Genomic DNA, 14,651 nt, shown 5'->3' on the forward strand with positions numbered 1-14,651 from the left:
CGAACTCCCATGGTGCATACAGTGGTGAAGGGTTAAAAAATCGCTCCGCCACAGTGCAGCCCTGTGTCATCAATTTGCGCCTGGTCAGCCTTATCGGGCGTTTTCTTTACGCTAACGACATCATTCAGGGCTGGGTAGTTAGCAAAAATACTAGTTTTACCTTTCCAGCAGGACGGCACCGGAATTGCATGCCTTGGCAAAGCCACGGGAAAATTGCACACACTGTACCCGTGGCATGGCACCGTTTACTTTGGGGGAGTTCATTATGCGCATTGATATCGAAAGCCCTGGTGCAACCAACGCCACCAGGCTTGAAGAGGCTTTTGCCGGGCTGTTCGCCCGGACGCAGGCGTTGGGTTTTGATGCGGTGATTTACGACTACACGCCGGTGCCGCGTTCGCTGGAAGGCGTGCTGATTACGCCGTCGCTGCTGGAGATGCGCAATGTACCGGATGATATGCGTCGGCTGTGGTGCGAGCGTGGCTACTATCAGGTCGATCCGGTTCAGCATTTTGCGCTGGAGAGTTGTGCGCCGTTCGTCTGGTCTTATCAACGTCCGGATCGCAGTGCATTGCACGGGCGACTGGATGAGCACGCGCAAGAAGTGACGCACTACATGCGCGATAACAATATGCCCTGCGGCGCCACCGTGCCGCTGCATCTGCCCAATGGCGGCTTTGTCACGCTAACCGGCATTGTGACTGACCAGCGGGAAGAGCGGGATATCAGCGAAACGCTGGCGCAGTTGACCTTTCTGGCGCACCGCTTTCAGGAGTCGGCGTTCCCGCTGTTTGACGCCTCAATGCTTACCTGCCGCCATGTCAAACTGAGCAACCGCGAGCGCGAATGTCTGGCGTGGTCCGCCGAAGGGCTGACGGCGAAAGAGATTGCCCGCAAGCTGCACCGCTCGGTCGCGACTGTCACGCTGCATCTGAATACAGCGGCGAAAAAGCTCGGCGCGACCAACCGCGTGCAGGCGGTTGTCCGGGCGTTGCATTACCGTTTGCTGGACAGTTAATAACTAGCATTTTTGCTAGTGTTCAGTGCAAGCAGTGACGTTCTAACCTGAAAGCCACTTCACTTAACAGGGTAAACGTCACTCATGTACACCATTCGAGAAGGCTATGTCCCTTTCCGGGGATATCAGACCTGGTTTCGCATCTGCGGCGATCTGCACAGCGGCCAGACGCCGTTGGTGGTCGCGCACGGTGGCCCCGGCTGCACTCACGATTATGTTGATGCGTTCAAAGATATCGCCGAGACCGGGCGCGCCGTGATCCACTACGATCAACTAGGTAACGGTCGTTCCACCCATCTGCCGGAGAAAAGCCCCGATTTCTGGCAGCCCTCGCTGTTTCTCGACGAACTGAATCATCTACTGCAAGCGCTGGAGATTGCCGACAACTACGCGCTGCTGGGGCAATCCTGGGGCGGAATGCTGGCAGCCGAACATGCGGTCACCCAGCCGCAAGGGTTGAAAGCGATGATTATCGCCAACTCACCGGCCTCAATGGCGCTGTGGCTGGAAGGCGCGGCGAAACTGCGCGCGCAGCTTCCACCGGACGTTCAGCAGACACTGCTGGCACACGAAGCGGCAGGCACGCTGGACAGCGCTGAATACAAAGCGGCCAGCCAGGTATTTTACCAGCGTCATGTCTGTCGGCTCTCACCCTGGCCCCCGGAAGTGCAGCGCACCTTTGACGCCATGGACGCCGACCCGACGGTATATCACGCGATGAACGGCCCGACGGAATTCCACGTTATCGGCAGCATGAAAGAATGGACGATTATCGACCGTTTGCCACAAGTCCGCGTGCCCACATTGCTGATTTCTGGTCGCTATGATGAAGCAACACCCGAGGTGGTGCAGCCGTTTATGGACAACATTACCGGTGCACAATGGGTAATTTTCGAATCCTCCAGCCATATGCCTCATGTAGAAGAACGGTCATTGTGTATGCAGACCGTCAGTGATTTTTTGACGCAGTATTGTTAATGGTTGCTAACACCAGGTAGGTTGTATCAAGTGGATGGTATCAGGTAGATAGTGTTTGTACGCTTAAGCGCCGTAAGGCGCTTAGTTCATTCCTTATGAGAAAAAGCAAACAGAGATGAGAGCCAATAAGCAAGGTATGCTGTTCGCGGTGTCAGGGTTAGCAATCACCGGCGGTGTCATGGCGAGTATCTCAATAAATTACCGCCCTCTTCTCTTTATTCGATGACGAGTTGCCCCCCCATCCATACGTCGTAATACTCACCTACCCAGGTGGCAGCTACACGGAATTATTTACGCGTATTATCATAACCCCCGAAATTTTTTCTGCTGTGATTTTATGTCTCGATACCCCGTCTAAAAGTAATACCTGATGGCAATAATCTTTTACTTTCTACTCGTGGTTATTTTCAGATAATACTTATAGACTGGAATATCTTACCCACAGATTACATTAAAATAATTAATGAATATTAATCTTTCCTCAATATTAGGGTCGTGATTAATGCTGGACGTTAAAACAATTTTTTTACTTATTGTTGTCATTAACTTCACTTTTGGGATAACAATTTCATTAGCATCAGCCTCAGAGCGAAAATCCGGGTTATATCATGTCTCTTTCGCTAATATCGCACATGGTACTGGATATCTCCTGTTCATTACCGCCGCGAGTTACGGTAGCCTGTTCGTTTGGGCAGGCGAAACCTGTATTGCAATCAGTATTTCCTTGTGGATGGCAGGGATTTATAAATTTCTAAAAATCCCGCCGCCATCAAAAATTCAACTGCTCCTGGTTTTGTATGTGACGCTGGTTTCATTTCTTTATAAAGACAGTAAAGATGCCCGCATTATTTATAACTCATCGGCTTATGTCTGCATTGAGCTAATGACTACCTATGCGCTCTTGCGCTTCTGGCGTCAGATTAAAGGACGAGGGAAATATTTGGTCCTTATTTCTATTCTGACTAATATGGTGATACTGACGTATCGCGTCTTTTTTGCTTTATTACGCTCACAAGATATAAAAGGTCTCTACTCAGGAGATATATCGCAGATGGTGCTATATGTCTCGGTTTTAATTACAGTGATTTGTTTTTCTGTTGGTTTTGTTCTTATGACGAAGGAGCGGACAGATTACTTAAACATGGAGTTAATCCTAAAAGACGGATTAACTGGCCTTTGGAACCGGCGTAAGATTGATGAAGTCGCGACTTATGAAATGGGCCGTCTGAAGCGATATGGCACACCAGTGGCGCTGGCGATCATCGATATTGATAATTTTAAACAGGTTAACGATATCTACGGGCATGTTGTTGGCGATCAGATATTAATTAAAATATCAGCCGTGTGCAGGGCTCAATTGCGGGATACAGATATTATCGGGCGATGGGGCGGAGAAGAACTGGTGATCATATTCCCCAATACTGGGCTTTCCGGGGTGCACGATATCGCCAACCGCTTATGTCATGCTGTGAATCATGAGGTGTCTTTGCCTGACAGAACACTGAGTGTAAGTATTGGTTTATCTCTTTGTCTAAGCACGGACACATGGAGTAGCTGGTTTGATCGTGCTGACAGTGCTTTGTATGATGCGAAAATAACAGGGAAAAATAAGGCATTATTTGATGCTCCGATTCAATTTGAAAAGGGTGCACCTGCAATTATTTGGTCTGATAAATTATCAACGGGGCTAAATGATATTGATGGTGACCATGTTAATCTTATCAACCTCACTAACGAATGGGCCACTTATGCCCACCGGGATTACAATAAAGCGCAGTTACTGAATTATATTGCGCGGCTGCGGGAAGCCATGTTAGCTCACTTCATTCTTGAGGAAAAATCGATCTCATCAGATAGAGCGTCGCCAGACAGAGCTGAACATCACCAACAGCACAAAAGCCTGATTGATCGACTAGATTATCTGGTTGATTTGTTCTCAAGAGGAAATCTGGAGCTTGATGCTATTTCACAGTTTCTGGTCTATGAGCTCTGTATCGAACATATTCTGACGGAAGATAAAAAAGTTTTTGATGAAGCCTAACCTGGCTGTCGAAACAGCCTGTACGCGTGGATACATCGTGACAATATCCCCACGCGTATAGGGCAGTTAACGGCCTTTCCTGACACTAAAATGATCTCAGACTTTCTTTAGAAAATTGATCGGGACGATCGAACAGGATTTAATCTGCTTTATTGTACAGCCCGACATGCTCCGGCACCCGGTATTATCACCAAAGCACAGGCGCTTTATACAATAACGCATGATCAAGCACGCTTAATCAGCCCGGCAACCCCCATACCACCCAACATCGCCAGGGTAAAAATTATCCCCTTGGTATAACCTGCGCCCACCAGTACCAGCGCCGGTCCGGGGCAAATGCCAGCAATCCCCCACCCTGCGCCGAAAAGCAGTGCGCCGGTGATGAGCGGGCCGTCAATTGTTTTACTTTTTGGTAAGGCCATATCCATGCCGAGAAGCGCCGTTTTCCGTCGTTTTGCCAGTGAAAAACCAACAATGCCGACGGCGATAGCCCCCACCATTACAAACAGTAGTGACGGATCCCAGGCGGCGGATAAATTCAGAAAACCCAACACCTTTTCCGGGTTAGCCATTCCGCTAATCAGTAACCCAAATCCAAAGATCAGGCCGGAGAAAAAAGACACCAGAAGAGTCATCGTCTTATCCTTACTACTGAAAATAGCCGATTAATGTGGCGGTCGCGAAACCCACCACCATAAAAACCAGGGTGGCGACCAGCGAACGAATGGAAAAACGGGACAACCCGCAAACACCATGTCCACTGGTGCATCCCGAACCCAGCCGGGTTCCCACCCCCACCAGAAAACCGGCCAGCAGTAACCCGGGTGTGGACGTGTTGAGCACAACGTCGGGATGATGGAAGAACACGGTATACAACAGCGGAGCGAGGATAAGACCGGCAAGAAACGCCAGCCGCCATTTCTCGATTATCTTTCCTTTTCCGGGCAACACACCGGCCAGAATCCCACTGATGCCGGCGATTCTGCCGCAAAAAAGAATCAGCACACTGGCGGCGATACCAATCAGCAAACCGCCGCTTAAACTGGGCAATGGCGTGAATTGTTCAAGATTGATCATGATGTTTTACTCATCCTCTGCCTGCGGGCAGTACAGGGTATACAGCGTGTTGAGCAGTGAAAGCACCCGTTCATCTTCGATGCGGTAAAAAATCTGTTTGCCTTCCCGCCGTGTCGCTACCAGGTTCAGCCGCCGCATCACGCCTAACTGTTGCGATAAAGTGGGTTGATGTATGCCCAATCGCTCCTCTAACTGAGCTACGCAGGCTTCCCCGCGGGTAAGCTGGCACATCAACAGTAAGCGGTCATCGTTAGCAAGCCCACGCAGCACATCCGCCGCCGCCTGAGCTGCCTTTCTCATGTCGTCGGGTAACGTCTGATCGCCAGTTTGTAGCATAGCTGACACCTCATTAATATACAATTATATATAATATAGTTTGATTTAATATGATTTCAACCGTGGTGACCTTCTGTCATGACGGTTGCACGCCGTGATAGCGGTCACGCCCTCACCAATCTATTCACAATGATAACAGCCCAAACGCACGACCTTGACCCATGACAAGGCGACCAGTCACCCAGCCTCTTTATAATCAGGCCCGTTTGTCTTCTCACTGGTGTGAATGTATGGCTTATCAGCTTAACCTTAACTGGCCCGAATTTTTAGAAAAATACTGGCAGAAACAACCTGTTGTGTTAAAAAATGCCTTCCCGAATTTTGTTGACCCGATTACGCCGGATGAGCTGGCGGGTCTGGCGATGGAGCCGGAAGTCGATAGCCGCATCGTCAGCCATGTGAATGACCAATGGCAGGCATGGAACGGCCCGTTTGAGCAGTTTGATCACTTAGGGGAAACCGGCTGGTCATTGTTGGCGCAGGCGGTTAACCACTGGCATGCACCGTCTGCCGAGCTGGTGCGCCCGTTTCGTGTCCTGCCGGACTGGCGTTTAGACGATTTGATGATCTCCTTTTCTGTACCGGGTGGCGGCGTTGGCCCGCATATTGACCAGTACGATGTGTTTATTATTCAGGGGATGGGCCGCCGCCGCTGGCGGGTCGGTGATAAATTGCCGATGCGCCAGTTCTGCCCGCATCCTGCACTGCTGCACGTTGATCCGCTCACGCCAATTATTGAAGAAGAGCTTGAACCGGGCGACATCTTATATATTCCGCCGGGTTTCCCGCACGATGGCTTCACCTTCGAAACCACACTCAACTACTCGGTTGGTTTCCGTGGGCCGAATGGTAGAGATTTGATCAGCAGCTTTGCAGACTATGCGCTGGAACACGACCTCGGCAGCGAGCACTACAGCGACCCAGACTTAACCTGCCGGGAACACCCAGGCCGGGTGGAAGAGTATGAACTTGATCGCCTGCGTAACATGATGATTGAGGTGATCAATCAGCCGGAAGCGTTTAAACAGTGGTTTGGTCGCTTTGCGAGCACACCACGCCACGAGTTGGATATCGCACCAGCGGAACCACTCTACGAACCGGATGAGATTGCCGATGCCCTGCAGGCCGGTGAAGTACTGACCCGCTTAAACGGACTACGGGTACTGCATATTGGGAACCATTTTTTCATTAATAGTGAAGAACTGGATACCGTCGCCCCGGATGCAGCCGATGCCTTGTGCCGTTACACCACTATCGGTAAAAAAGAACTGGGTGACGCGCTGCACAACCCGGCTTTCGTGGCGGAATTAACCGGACTGATCAATCAGGGTTACTGGTTCTTCGACGACGACATCGCAGACGACGACTAATATGTACTAGTCGCGACCAGATCTGGCACTTTATACGGCACAAAGCTGACAGGCAGCTTTGTGCCAAGCGGACATTACTATCGATAATATGTAATTTTCACCGAAGAGCAGAACATACCCCGTTGACACCATGCAATGAATGATCTGATACATAGGCGAAAAATTGATAAGCTATTTTCAGTAAAAGTAACAAATCCTGTTTCTGCTTTGGAAAGTTGAAACGCTAATGATTAAAAAGATATTGATAGCATAAAACCTCACGGCATCCGGTTTCCTGTGAGCGACCTACATTCACAAAGGCCAATATGAAACAAATTACGTTCAGTGATCTACAAGAACAAAGCGAACAGGCTGAAAATTCCCCTCGCTTACGTGCTCATCGTAATCTCCACCCTGAATTGAGCGATCCTGTTCAGCGCCTGGCTATCGCTATGGAACCGGGTACCTATGTTCGCCCTCACCGCCACCCGCACACGTTTGAGCTGCTGACATCCCTCATCGGACGCTTTTTGGTATTGAATTTTGATGACGAAGGCAACGTGACCCACCGCGTTGTGTTAGGTGAAGACTGCAAGGTGCTGGAAATGGATGCGGGGACCTGGCATGCAGTGTTGTCGATGGATAAAGGAGGCGTTATTTTTGAGGTAAAACACGGGGGTTACCAGCCAGTAGCTGAGCAAGATATGGCCCCATGGGCCCCCGCCGAAAACGAGCCGGGAACGGCTGAGTTGATGAAATGGTATGCACTGGCGCAAGTGGGTGATGGTGGTTTTACCCTGTAATTTTTGCTTTGAGCAGAGTGCTTTTACATGACTTTTTCAAAGAACACCACTGTGTGGCCGAAAATGCAGAGGCACTGGTGATCTTCAGACGCTGATTCTCATTTTTATTTTGAATCGACACGGCATCGGTAGTCATCTTTTTAGCGCCAACTTCCGCTCCTCGCTCAAAACCGACTGTCAGATTTGATTGTGCACTACCAGAAAATACTGTCAGGTCAAGTTTGAGCGAATACGACTAATGTGACGAAAAGAGCGGCAGTCATGTCCCGAACCTGCTAGCCTAAAGTTTGAGCAAAAAAGACCGATACCGTAAAGACGCTGGTGTCACATTGAGTCAGCGCATCGGTATGCGAATGGATACCGTATTGATGGACGTCACGTCGGTACGCAGAGCAGTTCATTTACACAGAGCAGTTCATTGCTGTACCGGCCCTCTTCCAGCACAACCATAGGATAACCACAATGGATGTATCACAAATTGCATCGCTTTCCACTGGTCTGAATAACATGCAGCTTAGCAGCGAGATCGGTACTGCTGTTCTTAAAAAATCTCTGGATAATCAGAAAGACACCGTGACCAGCCTCGTCCAGTCCATCCCTCAATTACCTGCCAATCCGGCGATCGGACGCAACATCAACACCACCGCGTAATCCCGGTTGTCTTATCAGGAATGCATCAACAGATTTCCCGTTAAGACAGATTGTACAAACCCGGCGAGTCATACAACCCGCCGGGTTTCTTTTCGTTAACGCATCACGTGCCGCTTCACCAAAAAGCAATTTGTATGACAGAACTACAGCTCTACGTCATATCACGACCAAAACAACTGTCCGCGTTATTTATCAAAAAAAGAAACCGCTTATTTGATTAGTTTCCATATACCGTCTTCCTGAATAAAAACCAGCATAACGGTTTCTTTTTTGTTTCCACCTTGCGGTGGGGTGATATCAAGCTCGACATTGCATTGATACGTTTTATTTTTGATTCTAATACAGCCCAATATTTTTAATGAATTGATTTTAATTAACATCTCGTCATTAAAAAGCGAGCCGACTCGCTGCTTTATTTCCTGATTGGTTTGCGTCACGCTCTCATCAACGGCTTGCCTGATTTCCTGCTCTGTCGGTTCCGCGCCACCACATCCTGCCAACAGTGTCGACCCTGCCATTACGACACCCCATAGTATGGCAACGGGTGTTCCCCACATACTCCTCTTCATCATCACCACAGACGTCCCTATGTAACTCTCAGCATAAATCCCTATAAATGAAAACAATGTGACATGCATATGAATACATTCACCATTTTTACGTTACAACCTTTTACCTTGTTAAGAAATAACAGCGTAGTCATCTGAATGAAAATCGCCCGGCGATTACCTTTCCACTCTGGTGTTTGATGCTGTCATCATCTGGCAGCCAGCCTGCGGTGGCAGCGTTCAGCATCTCATTGAGACCACCAGTGAGATCACTATAGCGGCTGAATAAACCACGGGCTTTATTATTCGCCTGTTATTCACATGTCTCTATTCCCATTCGTAAACACCGTAAAAAATCAATTCATCAACAATAAAAAATTGATGTCTATCACAGTCGTTTTTATATTTTTCATTCGTAAATCACAAATTACCATAACGAATTCTCTGTTCTGAATGAGAAAATAAAATGGATTACTTTCACTCTTAGTTAATTTTCAAAACAGCGGTTTATTTTTCTCACACCTTTTATTTTTTGATCTATAGTAGTCTCGATACTTTCAGGAAGTACCCGCTTTTATTTATTTCTTTCTCTCAATTGAATGAGAGTCAATACCTGTGGGATTTACAAGGAGATTGTATGTTTAAGTATGTATTGCCTCTGTGTGCACTCGTGCTAGCGGCACCGTCGCTCGCGACCCAAACCACACTGATGATGACCCAGAAAAACGATGTGAATTATCTGGGCTGGTCTACCGACGAAAGCAAAGTCGCACGCCAGGAAGTGTATCGTGGCACCACCAGTAATCCTGACCAGCGTGAGCGTATCGCTGTGCTGGACTCGGAAACTCGTACTTTTCAAGATGCCGACACCAATAGCGGCGTCAACTACTGGTACTGGGTAGATGTGGTCAGCGATACGCAAAACCAGACGGTATCAAATGCCGTGACCAACGCTCCGAGCACCGGCCCGCTGCGTGCAGCAAAAGCCAGCTCTGAGTGTAAGCCGGGCGTGACATTCGAAAACCGTAGTGTGGATTGCGGTGGTGTGACCATCGGTACGTCCTGTCCGAATGACAGCGATAAACAGAAACCGCTGATCATTTTGAAAAACGCCTCAGTGAAAAACCTGCGTATTTCCGCCTCCGGCGGCGCGGACGGCATCCACTGCGACAGCGGCAACTGCACCATCGAAAACGTCATCTGGGAAGACGTCTGCGAAGATGCCGCAACCAATAACGGCAAAACCATGACCATCATCGGCGGGATCGCGCATAACGCCAACGGTGGTTACGGTGGCAAGCCAGACAAGGTGTTGCAGCAGAATGCCAAGAACAGCACCACCGTGGTGAAGGGCAACTTCACCTTGACCGGCGAACACGGGAAACTGTGGCGCTCCTGCGGTGACTGTACCAACAACGGTGGCCCACGTTTCCTGAGTGTTGACGGCTTGATCGTTAACGGCACCATCGGCAGTATTGCTGGCGTTAACCGCAACTACGGTGATGTTGCGACACTCAAGAACATCAAAATCAAAGACTATAAAGCAGGCAAACCGAAGGTTTGCGAAGAGTACATCGGCGTCGAGAAAGGTAACGGCGAGAGCAAGAAGTACAAAGACGAAGATCAATGGAATACCGCTAACTGCAAAGTTAGCCGTTCAGATGTGACCAAACTCTGACAGGGTCACTTGACTGATTGAAACACAACATGGGCTTCCTAAAGTATCAAACAGGCAAAGACCGGGTGAATGGCCCGGTCTTTTTTATCGCTTCACCCGCTGGGTGAGACGACTCCATAATGGTTCGCGCGTTACCCGACTGTGACGCGCACCGCCAGCGCTTCGACCCGGCGTATCGCCTGAAGCACCATCGGTTCGGTCACGCTAAACGGCATGTTCGCCATATCCGGCGCGTCAATCGAGGCACGAATAATCGCCGCCAGTTCATCTTCAGACAGGTCCGGGCAGATAGCATTCAACGTTAGTGGCACCGCACAGGCATGCGCCAGCCGAATCGCTTCCAGCAACTCCTCATCGCTACGCTGTTCCAGCGCTAGCAGACACAAATTGCCAAAACCGACCAGCAAGCCGTGACCAAATTCACGGGTTTTATCACACACGGTGAACCCTTCATACAGCGCATGGGAAGCGGCGGCATGCGCGCCACTGGCCATCAGCGATGTCAGCCCGGCAAACAGGAAGATGGCATCCAGCACCTGATCAAGTGCGTCATTGGCTTGCCCTTCCATTACCGCACGGCAGGCGGCCTCACCGTGCTGCGCTATCAACCGAAAGCAGATCTCGCTGTTAGCACGTGACGACGCCGCAAAACCATTTCTATCGTCACCTTTATCAATCGCACGGAACTCATACCATTTGGCCAGCGTATCCCCTAACCCGGCAGCCAGCCAGCGCAGCGGCGCACGCACCAGCAGCGCGCTGTCTATCACCACGGCGGCGGGGGCCACCGGCAGGTGATACAAATCGTGGAAATGACCGTCATCATGGTAACGCACCGACAGCGGGGTCACCGCCGCGCAGGTAGCAGCAATAGTCGGCAATGTCACTACCGGAATGCCACACTGAAACGCCACCGCTTTCCCGGTATCCAGTGCTTTACCGCCGCCGACCGCCAGGATCAGATCGCTGTCGGTTTCACGCACTCGCGCACACAACCGCTCTATCTGGCTGACACTGCACTGCTCACCGGACCACTCCACCGCCGTCAGCGTCACCCCAGCCTGCCGCAGTTGCTCTATTACCAGTGTTTGTGCGGCTGCCAGCGCCTGATGCCCTCCTGCCACCAGAACCCGACTACCGAACCGGGCACACACCGCCCCCAACTGCTGACTGACCCCGACGCCACGTAACACGGTGGCGGGAAAGAAAACCTGTTGTGTCATCTCTATTACTGTTCCTGTTTGCTGTCATTGATTGCTGTTAATGGCCTATCGGGGCTCGATACTGCCCTCTGCTTTTGCCAGGCACACCCTTTATCAAGCAAACACTATGCCACTTAATGGCGGTTTTTAGCTACAGATTGCCATCAGCGATTCCGGCATGGCGTGAGGCGGTTTTTCACCCGTCCAGATGAATAACTGTGAGGCAGCGCATAGTGCGCGCGAATATATACTTGTATGGTAGTTAGTGTAGAAGACATGAAAAGGACTCAAAACCGTGAAAATTGTTAGCGCAGAAGTGTTTGTCACCTGTCCGGGACGTAATTTCGTTACCCTGAAAATCACCACGGCCAGCGGTGTTACTGGTCTTGGCGATGCCACTCTGAACGGACGGGAGCTCTCCGTTGCGTCTTACCTTAAAGATCATCTTTGCCCGCAGCTGATCGGTCGTGACGCCCGGCAGATCGAAGACATCTGGCAATATTTCTATAAAGGTGCTTACTGGCGTCGCGGTCCAGTCACCATGTCGGCCATTTCCGCCGTGGATATGGCGTTGTGGGATATCAAAGGCAAAGTGGCAAACATGCCGCTCTATCAGTTGCTGGGTGGCGCTTCCCGCAGTGGCGTCATGGTGTATTGCCATACCACCGGTCACTCTATCGACGAAGTGCTGGATGATTATGCCCGCCACCGCGAGCAGGGTTTCAAAGCGATTCGTGTGCAGTGCGGCATTCCGGGTATGAAAACTACCTATGGTATGGCGAAGGGCAAAGGGTTGGCGTATGAACCCGCCACCAAAGGCAACTGGCCGGAAGAACAAGTCTGGTCAACGGAGAAGTACCTCGACTTCACGCCCAACCTGTTTGAAGCCGTGCGTAACAAATTTGGCTTTAACGAACACCTGCTACACGACATGCACCACCGCCTGACACCGATTGAGGCCGCGCGTTTTGGTAAAAGCGTGGAACCGTACCGTTTGTTTTGGATGGAAGACCCGACACCGGCCGAAAATCAGGCCTGCTTCCGCCTGATTCGCCAGCACACCGTCACGCCGATTGCCGTCGGCGAGGTCTTCAACAGCATCTGGGATTGTAAACAACTGATCGAAGAGCAGTTAATCGATTATATCCGCACCACCATCACCCACGCTGGCGGCATTACCGGGATGCGCCGTATCGCCGATTTCGCCTCGCTGTATCAGGTTCGTACCGGTTCGCACGGCCCGTCGGACTTGTCACCCGTCTGCATGGCCGCCGCATTGCACTTCGATCTCTGGGTACCGAATTTCGGTATTCAGGAATTTATGGGGTATTCCGAACAGATGCTGGAAGTCTTCCCGCATAACTGGACGTTTGAAGACGGTTATATGCACCCCGGCGACAAACCCGGTTTGGGGATCGAGTTTGACGAAAAACTGGCGGCCAAATACCCCTACGACCCCGCTTATCTGCCGGTTGCCCGCCTGGAAGATGGCACGCTGTGGAACTGGTAAACCAACGACAGGGTGGAGAGAAAGCCATGAGCTTGATTAACGACAACTTCATGATAGGCAACCCAACGGGAATAACGCTCTACCAACAGGTCGCGCGTGACTTACCCATCATTGACTATCACTGTCACCTGGACGCCAAGGATATTTACCACAACCGCCAGTTCAGCAACATAACCGAGCTCTGGCTGGCAGGCGATCACTACAAATGGCGCGCGATGCGCGCCAACGGCATCCCCGAAGCTAAAATCACTGGCGATGCTACCGCAGAAGAAAAATTTCAGGCCTGGGCAGAAACCGTGGAAGCAGCGTTCGGCAACCCGCTTTATCACTGGACGCATCTGGAGCTCAAACAGTACTTTGGCATTGATGAACCGCTCAGCAGCCGTAACTGGCGTGAAATCATGGAGGCCTGTAATCGCCAGCTCCGCGACGAGGCTTTCACGCCACGCGCGCTGATGACGCGCTCACGGGTGGAGGTTATCTGCACCACCGACTCGCCGCTGGATGACTTGCACTACCACCGGTTATTAAAACAGGACGACACCTTCACGCCACGCGTATTGCCAACGTTCCGTCCGGATGAGTTTTTTTCCCAGCAACATCAGGTATTTTTTACTGCACTGACACGCCTGTCGGAATTAACGGGTGAAAAAATCACCCAACTGGCGGATTTTGAGCGTGCGCTGGAAGCGCGTGTGAAATATTTCCATGATGTCGGCTGTCGTATTTCCGATCACGGATTGGGAGATTTCACGTTTAGCGAATGCACGCCTGCTGAAGCCGAGGCGGTATTCCTGAAAAAAATACAGAACAAGACATTATCCCCTGCAGAAAACATTACCTGGCAGAGTGTATTATTAATTACGCTGTCCAGGCTTTATAAAAAATATGATTGGGCCATGCAAATTCATTTCGGTGCCATTCGTAATAACAACCAGCGAATGCTTGAAAACGTGGGCATCAACAGTGGGTTTGATTCCATTGCCGATCAGAATCAGTTAGCCAGTAATCTGAATGCCTTTTTCAATGCCATAACCAGGGAGAATCACTTACCGAAAACCATTCTCTATAATCTCTACGCAACGTACAACGATATTGTGGCCTCGACGATTGCCAATTTCCAATCTGGCGAAGACGGCGTTAAATCACCGCTACAGTTCGGTTCTGGCTGGTGGTTTAACGATACCCGCCGTGGTATGCAAAACCAACTTAACACCCTGGCAGACCAAGGGTTGTTAATGAATTTCGTCGGTATGCTGACTGACTCACGCAGTTTTGTTTCTTATCCCCGGCATGATTATTTCCGACGCATTCTCTGTGGATTAATCGGGCAGTGGATTGAAAATGGAGACTATCCTGCCGACACGCTCATTCTCCAACGCATGGTAAGAAATATTTGCCACGATAACGCCCTACACTATTTTAAATTCTGATTATTACTCTCATTTCAATGAGGATAA

14 protein-coding genes are annotated in these 14,651 nt (G+C 50.3%); 9 read left to right on the forward strand and 5 right to left on the reverse strand.

The features are described 5' to 3' along the window. The first annotated feature begins 265 nt into the window (after positions 1-265). The 3 genes from DZE2538_RS13530 (at position 266) to DZE2538_RS13540 (ending at position 4,037) form a co-directional block, all read left to right on the forward strand. Positions 266-1,018 carry a LuxR family transcriptional regulator gene (locus tag DZE2538_RS13530; protein WP_038915150.1) on the forward strand — a complete coding sequence of 251 codons (753 nt, stop codon included), beginning with the start codon at positions 266-268 and terminating at the stop codon, positions 1,016-1,018. 84 nt (positions 1,019-1,102) lie between these two features. After that, a complete protein-coding gene (locus DZE2538_RS13535; RefSeq protein ID WP_038916570.1) occupies positions 1,103-1,996 on the forward strand; it encodes a proline iminopeptidase-family hydrolase in 894 nt (297 codons plus the stop codon). A gap of 502 nt (positions 1,997-2,498) precedes the next feature. Continuing rightward, the gene (locus tag DZE2538_RS13540; protein ID WP_019844960.1) at positions 2,499-4,037 is read left to right on the forward strand and encodes a diguanylate cyclase; all 1,539 of its coding nucleotides are present in this window, start codon (positions 2,499-2,501) and stop codon (positions 4,035-4,037) included. A 224-nt stretch (positions 4,038-4,261) separates the two neighbouring features. On the opposite strand, the gene DZE2538_RS13545 is transcribed toward DZE2538_RS13540, so the two are convergent. From DZE2538_RS13545 to DZE2538_RS13555, 3 genes are read right to left on the reverse strand one after another with little or no spacing between them, the layout of a single operon-like run. Next, positions 4,262-4,672, reverse strand: coding sequence for a DUF6691 family protein (locus DZE2538_RS13545; RefSeq protein WP_019844959.1), 411 nt, complete (start codon positions 4,670-4,672; stop codon positions 4,262-4,264). A 13-nt stretch (positions 4,673-4,685) separates the two neighbouring features. Next, on the reverse strand, positions 4,686-5,114 hold the full coding sequence (locus tag DZE2538_RS13550) for a YeeE/YedE family protein (RefSeq protein WP_080638421.1): 429 nt from the start codon (positions 5,112-5,114) through the stop codon (positions 4,686-4,688). A gap of 6 nt (positions 5,115-5,120) precedes the next feature. After that, positions 5,121-5,450 (reverse strand): ArsR/SmtB family transcription factor, encoded by a 330-nt coding sequence (locus DZE2538_RS13555; protein WP_012885568.1) that lies wholly within the window; start codon positions 5,448-5,450, stop codon positions 5,121-5,123. A gap of 230 nt (positions 5,451-5,680) precedes the next feature. Between DZE2538_RS13555 and DZE2538_RS13560 the strand changes: the two genes are divergently transcribed. The 3 genes from DZE2538_RS13560 to DZE2538_RS13570 all read left to right on the forward strand — a co-directional run bounded on the left by DZE2538_RS13560 (position 5,681) and on the right by DZE2538_RS13570 (position 8,253). Then, on the forward strand, positions 5,681-6,820 hold the full coding sequence (locus tag DZE2538_RS13560) for a ribosomal protein uL16 3-hydroxylase (protein WP_038916571.1): 1,140 nt from the start codon (positions 5,681-5,683) through the stop codon (positions 6,818-6,820). 305 nt (positions 6,821-7,125) lie between these two features. Continuing rightward, positions 7,126-7,602: a WbuC family cupin fold metalloprotein gene (locus tag DZE2538_RS13565; RefSeq protein WP_012884037.1), complete on the forward strand. Its 477-nt coding sequence runs from the start codon at positions 7,126-7,128 to the stop codon at positions 7,600-7,602. Between the two features lie 462 nt (positions 7,603-8,064). Beyond that, positions 8,065-8,253 (forward strand): YjfB family protein, encoded by a 189-nt coding sequence (locus DZE2538_RS13570; protein WP_019844956.1) that lies wholly within the window; start codon positions 8,065-8,067, stop codon positions 8,251-8,253. A 209-nt stretch (positions 8,254-8,462) separates the two neighbouring features. Here DZE2538_RS13570 and DZE2538_RS13575 read toward each other — a convergent pair whose 3' ends face one another. Continuing rightward, positions 8,463-8,810, reverse strand: a complete 348-nt coding sequence (locus tag DZE2538_RS13575; protein WP_236616967.1) for a DUF3888 domain-containing protein — start codon at positions 8,808-8,810, stop codon at positions 8,463-8,465. A gap of 628 nt (positions 8,811-9,438) precedes the next feature. On the opposite strand from DZE2538_RS13575, the gene pelI reads away from it, so the two are divergent. Beyond that, positions 9,439-10,479 carry a pectate lyase PelI gene (gene pelI / locus DZE2538_RS13580; protein WP_038916572.1) on the forward strand — a complete coding sequence of 347 codons (1,041 nt, stop codon included), beginning with the start codon at positions 9,439-9,441 and terminating at the stop codon, positions 10,477-10,479. 131 nt (positions 10,480-10,610) lie between these two features. On the opposite strand, the gene DZE2538_RS13585 is transcribed toward pelI, so the two are convergent. Then, entirely contained in the window at positions 10,611-11,702 is a 1,092-nt protein-coding gene (locus DZE2538_RS13585; RefSeq protein ID WP_038916573.1) for an iron-containing alcohol dehydrogenase family protein, read from the reverse strand. A 274-nt stretch (positions 11,703-11,976) separates the two neighbouring features. On the opposite strand from DZE2538_RS13585, the gene manD reads away from it, so the two are divergent. Together manD and uxaC are read left to right on the forward strand one after the other, a co-directional pair. Continuing rightward, positions 11,977-13,191, forward strand: a complete 1,215-nt coding sequence (gene manD / locus DZE2538_RS13590) for a D-mannonate dehydratase ManD (protein ID WP_023640315.1) — start codon at positions 11,977-11,979, stop codon at positions 13,189-13,191. A gap of 26 nt (positions 13,192-13,217) precedes the next feature. After that, positions 13,218-14,624, forward strand: a complete 1,407-nt coding sequence (gene uxaC, locus DZE2538_RS13595; RefSeq protein ID WP_038916574.1) for a glucuronate isomerase — start codon at positions 13,218-13,220, stop codon at positions 14,622-14,624. Positions 14,625-14,651 lie beyond the last annotated feature (27 nt).

Source organism: Dickeya zeae NCPPB 2538 (assembly GCF_000406165.1).
Classification (GTDB): Bacteria; Pseudomonadota; Gammaproteobacteria; order Enterobacterales; family Enterobacteriaceae; genus Dickeya; species Dickeya zeae.

Excerpts from the sequence above, each read along its gene's own strand:
- DZE2538_RS13570 (WP_019844956.1), top strand. The coding sequence starts at position 8,065 with ATGGATGTATCACAAATTGCATCGCTTTCCACTGGTCTGAATAACATG.
- DZE2538_RS13530 (WP_038915150.1), top strand. The coding sequence starts at position 266 with ATGCGCATTGATATCGAAAGCCCTGGTGCAACCAACGCCACCAGGCTT.
- DZE2538_RS13585 (WP_038916573.1), bottom strand. The coding sequence starts at position 11,702 with ATGACACAACAGGTTTTCTTTCCCGCCACCGTGTTACGTGGCGTCGGG.
- DZE2538_RS13560 (WP_038916571.1), top strand. The coding sequence starts at position 5,681 with ATGGCTTATCAGCTTAACCTTAACTGGCCCGAATTTTTAGAAAAATAC.
- pelI (WP_038916572.1), top strand. The coding sequence starts at position 9,439 with ATGTTTAAGTATGTATTGCCTCTGTGTGCACTCGTGCTAGCGGCACCG.
- DZE2538_RS13555 (WP_012885568.1), bottom strand. The coding sequence starts at position 5,450 with ATGCTACAAACTGGCGATCAGACGTTACCCGACGACATGAGAAAGGCA.
- DZE2538_RS13540 (WP_019844960.1), top strand. The coding sequence starts at position 2,499 with ATGCTGGACGTTAAAACAATTTTTTTACTTATTGTTGTCATTAACTTC.
- DZE2538_RS13535 (WP_038916570.1), top strand. The coding sequence starts at position 1,103 with ATGTACACCATTCGAGAAGGCTATGTCCCTTTCCGGGGATATCAGACC.
- uxaC (WP_038916574.1), top strand. The coding sequence starts at position 13,218 with ATGAGCTTGATTAACGACAACTTCATGATAGGCAACCCAACGGGAATA.
- DZE2538_RS13565 (WP_012884037.1), top strand. The coding sequence starts at position 7,126 with ATGAAACAAATTACGTTCAGTGATCTACAAGAACAAAGCGAACAGGCT.
- DZE2538_RS13545 (WP_019844959.1), bottom strand. The coding sequence starts at position 4,672 with ATGACTCTTCTGGTGTCTTTTTTCTCCGGCCTGATCTTTGGATTTGGG.
- DZE2538_RS13575 (WP_236616967.1), bottom strand. The coding sequence starts at position 8,810 with ATGTGGGGAACACCCGTTGCCATACTATGGGGTGTCGTAATGGCAGGG.
- DZE2538_RS13550 (WP_080638421.1), bottom strand. The coding sequence starts at position 5,114 with ATGATCAATCTTGAACAATTCACGCCATTGCCCAGTTTAAGCGGCGGT.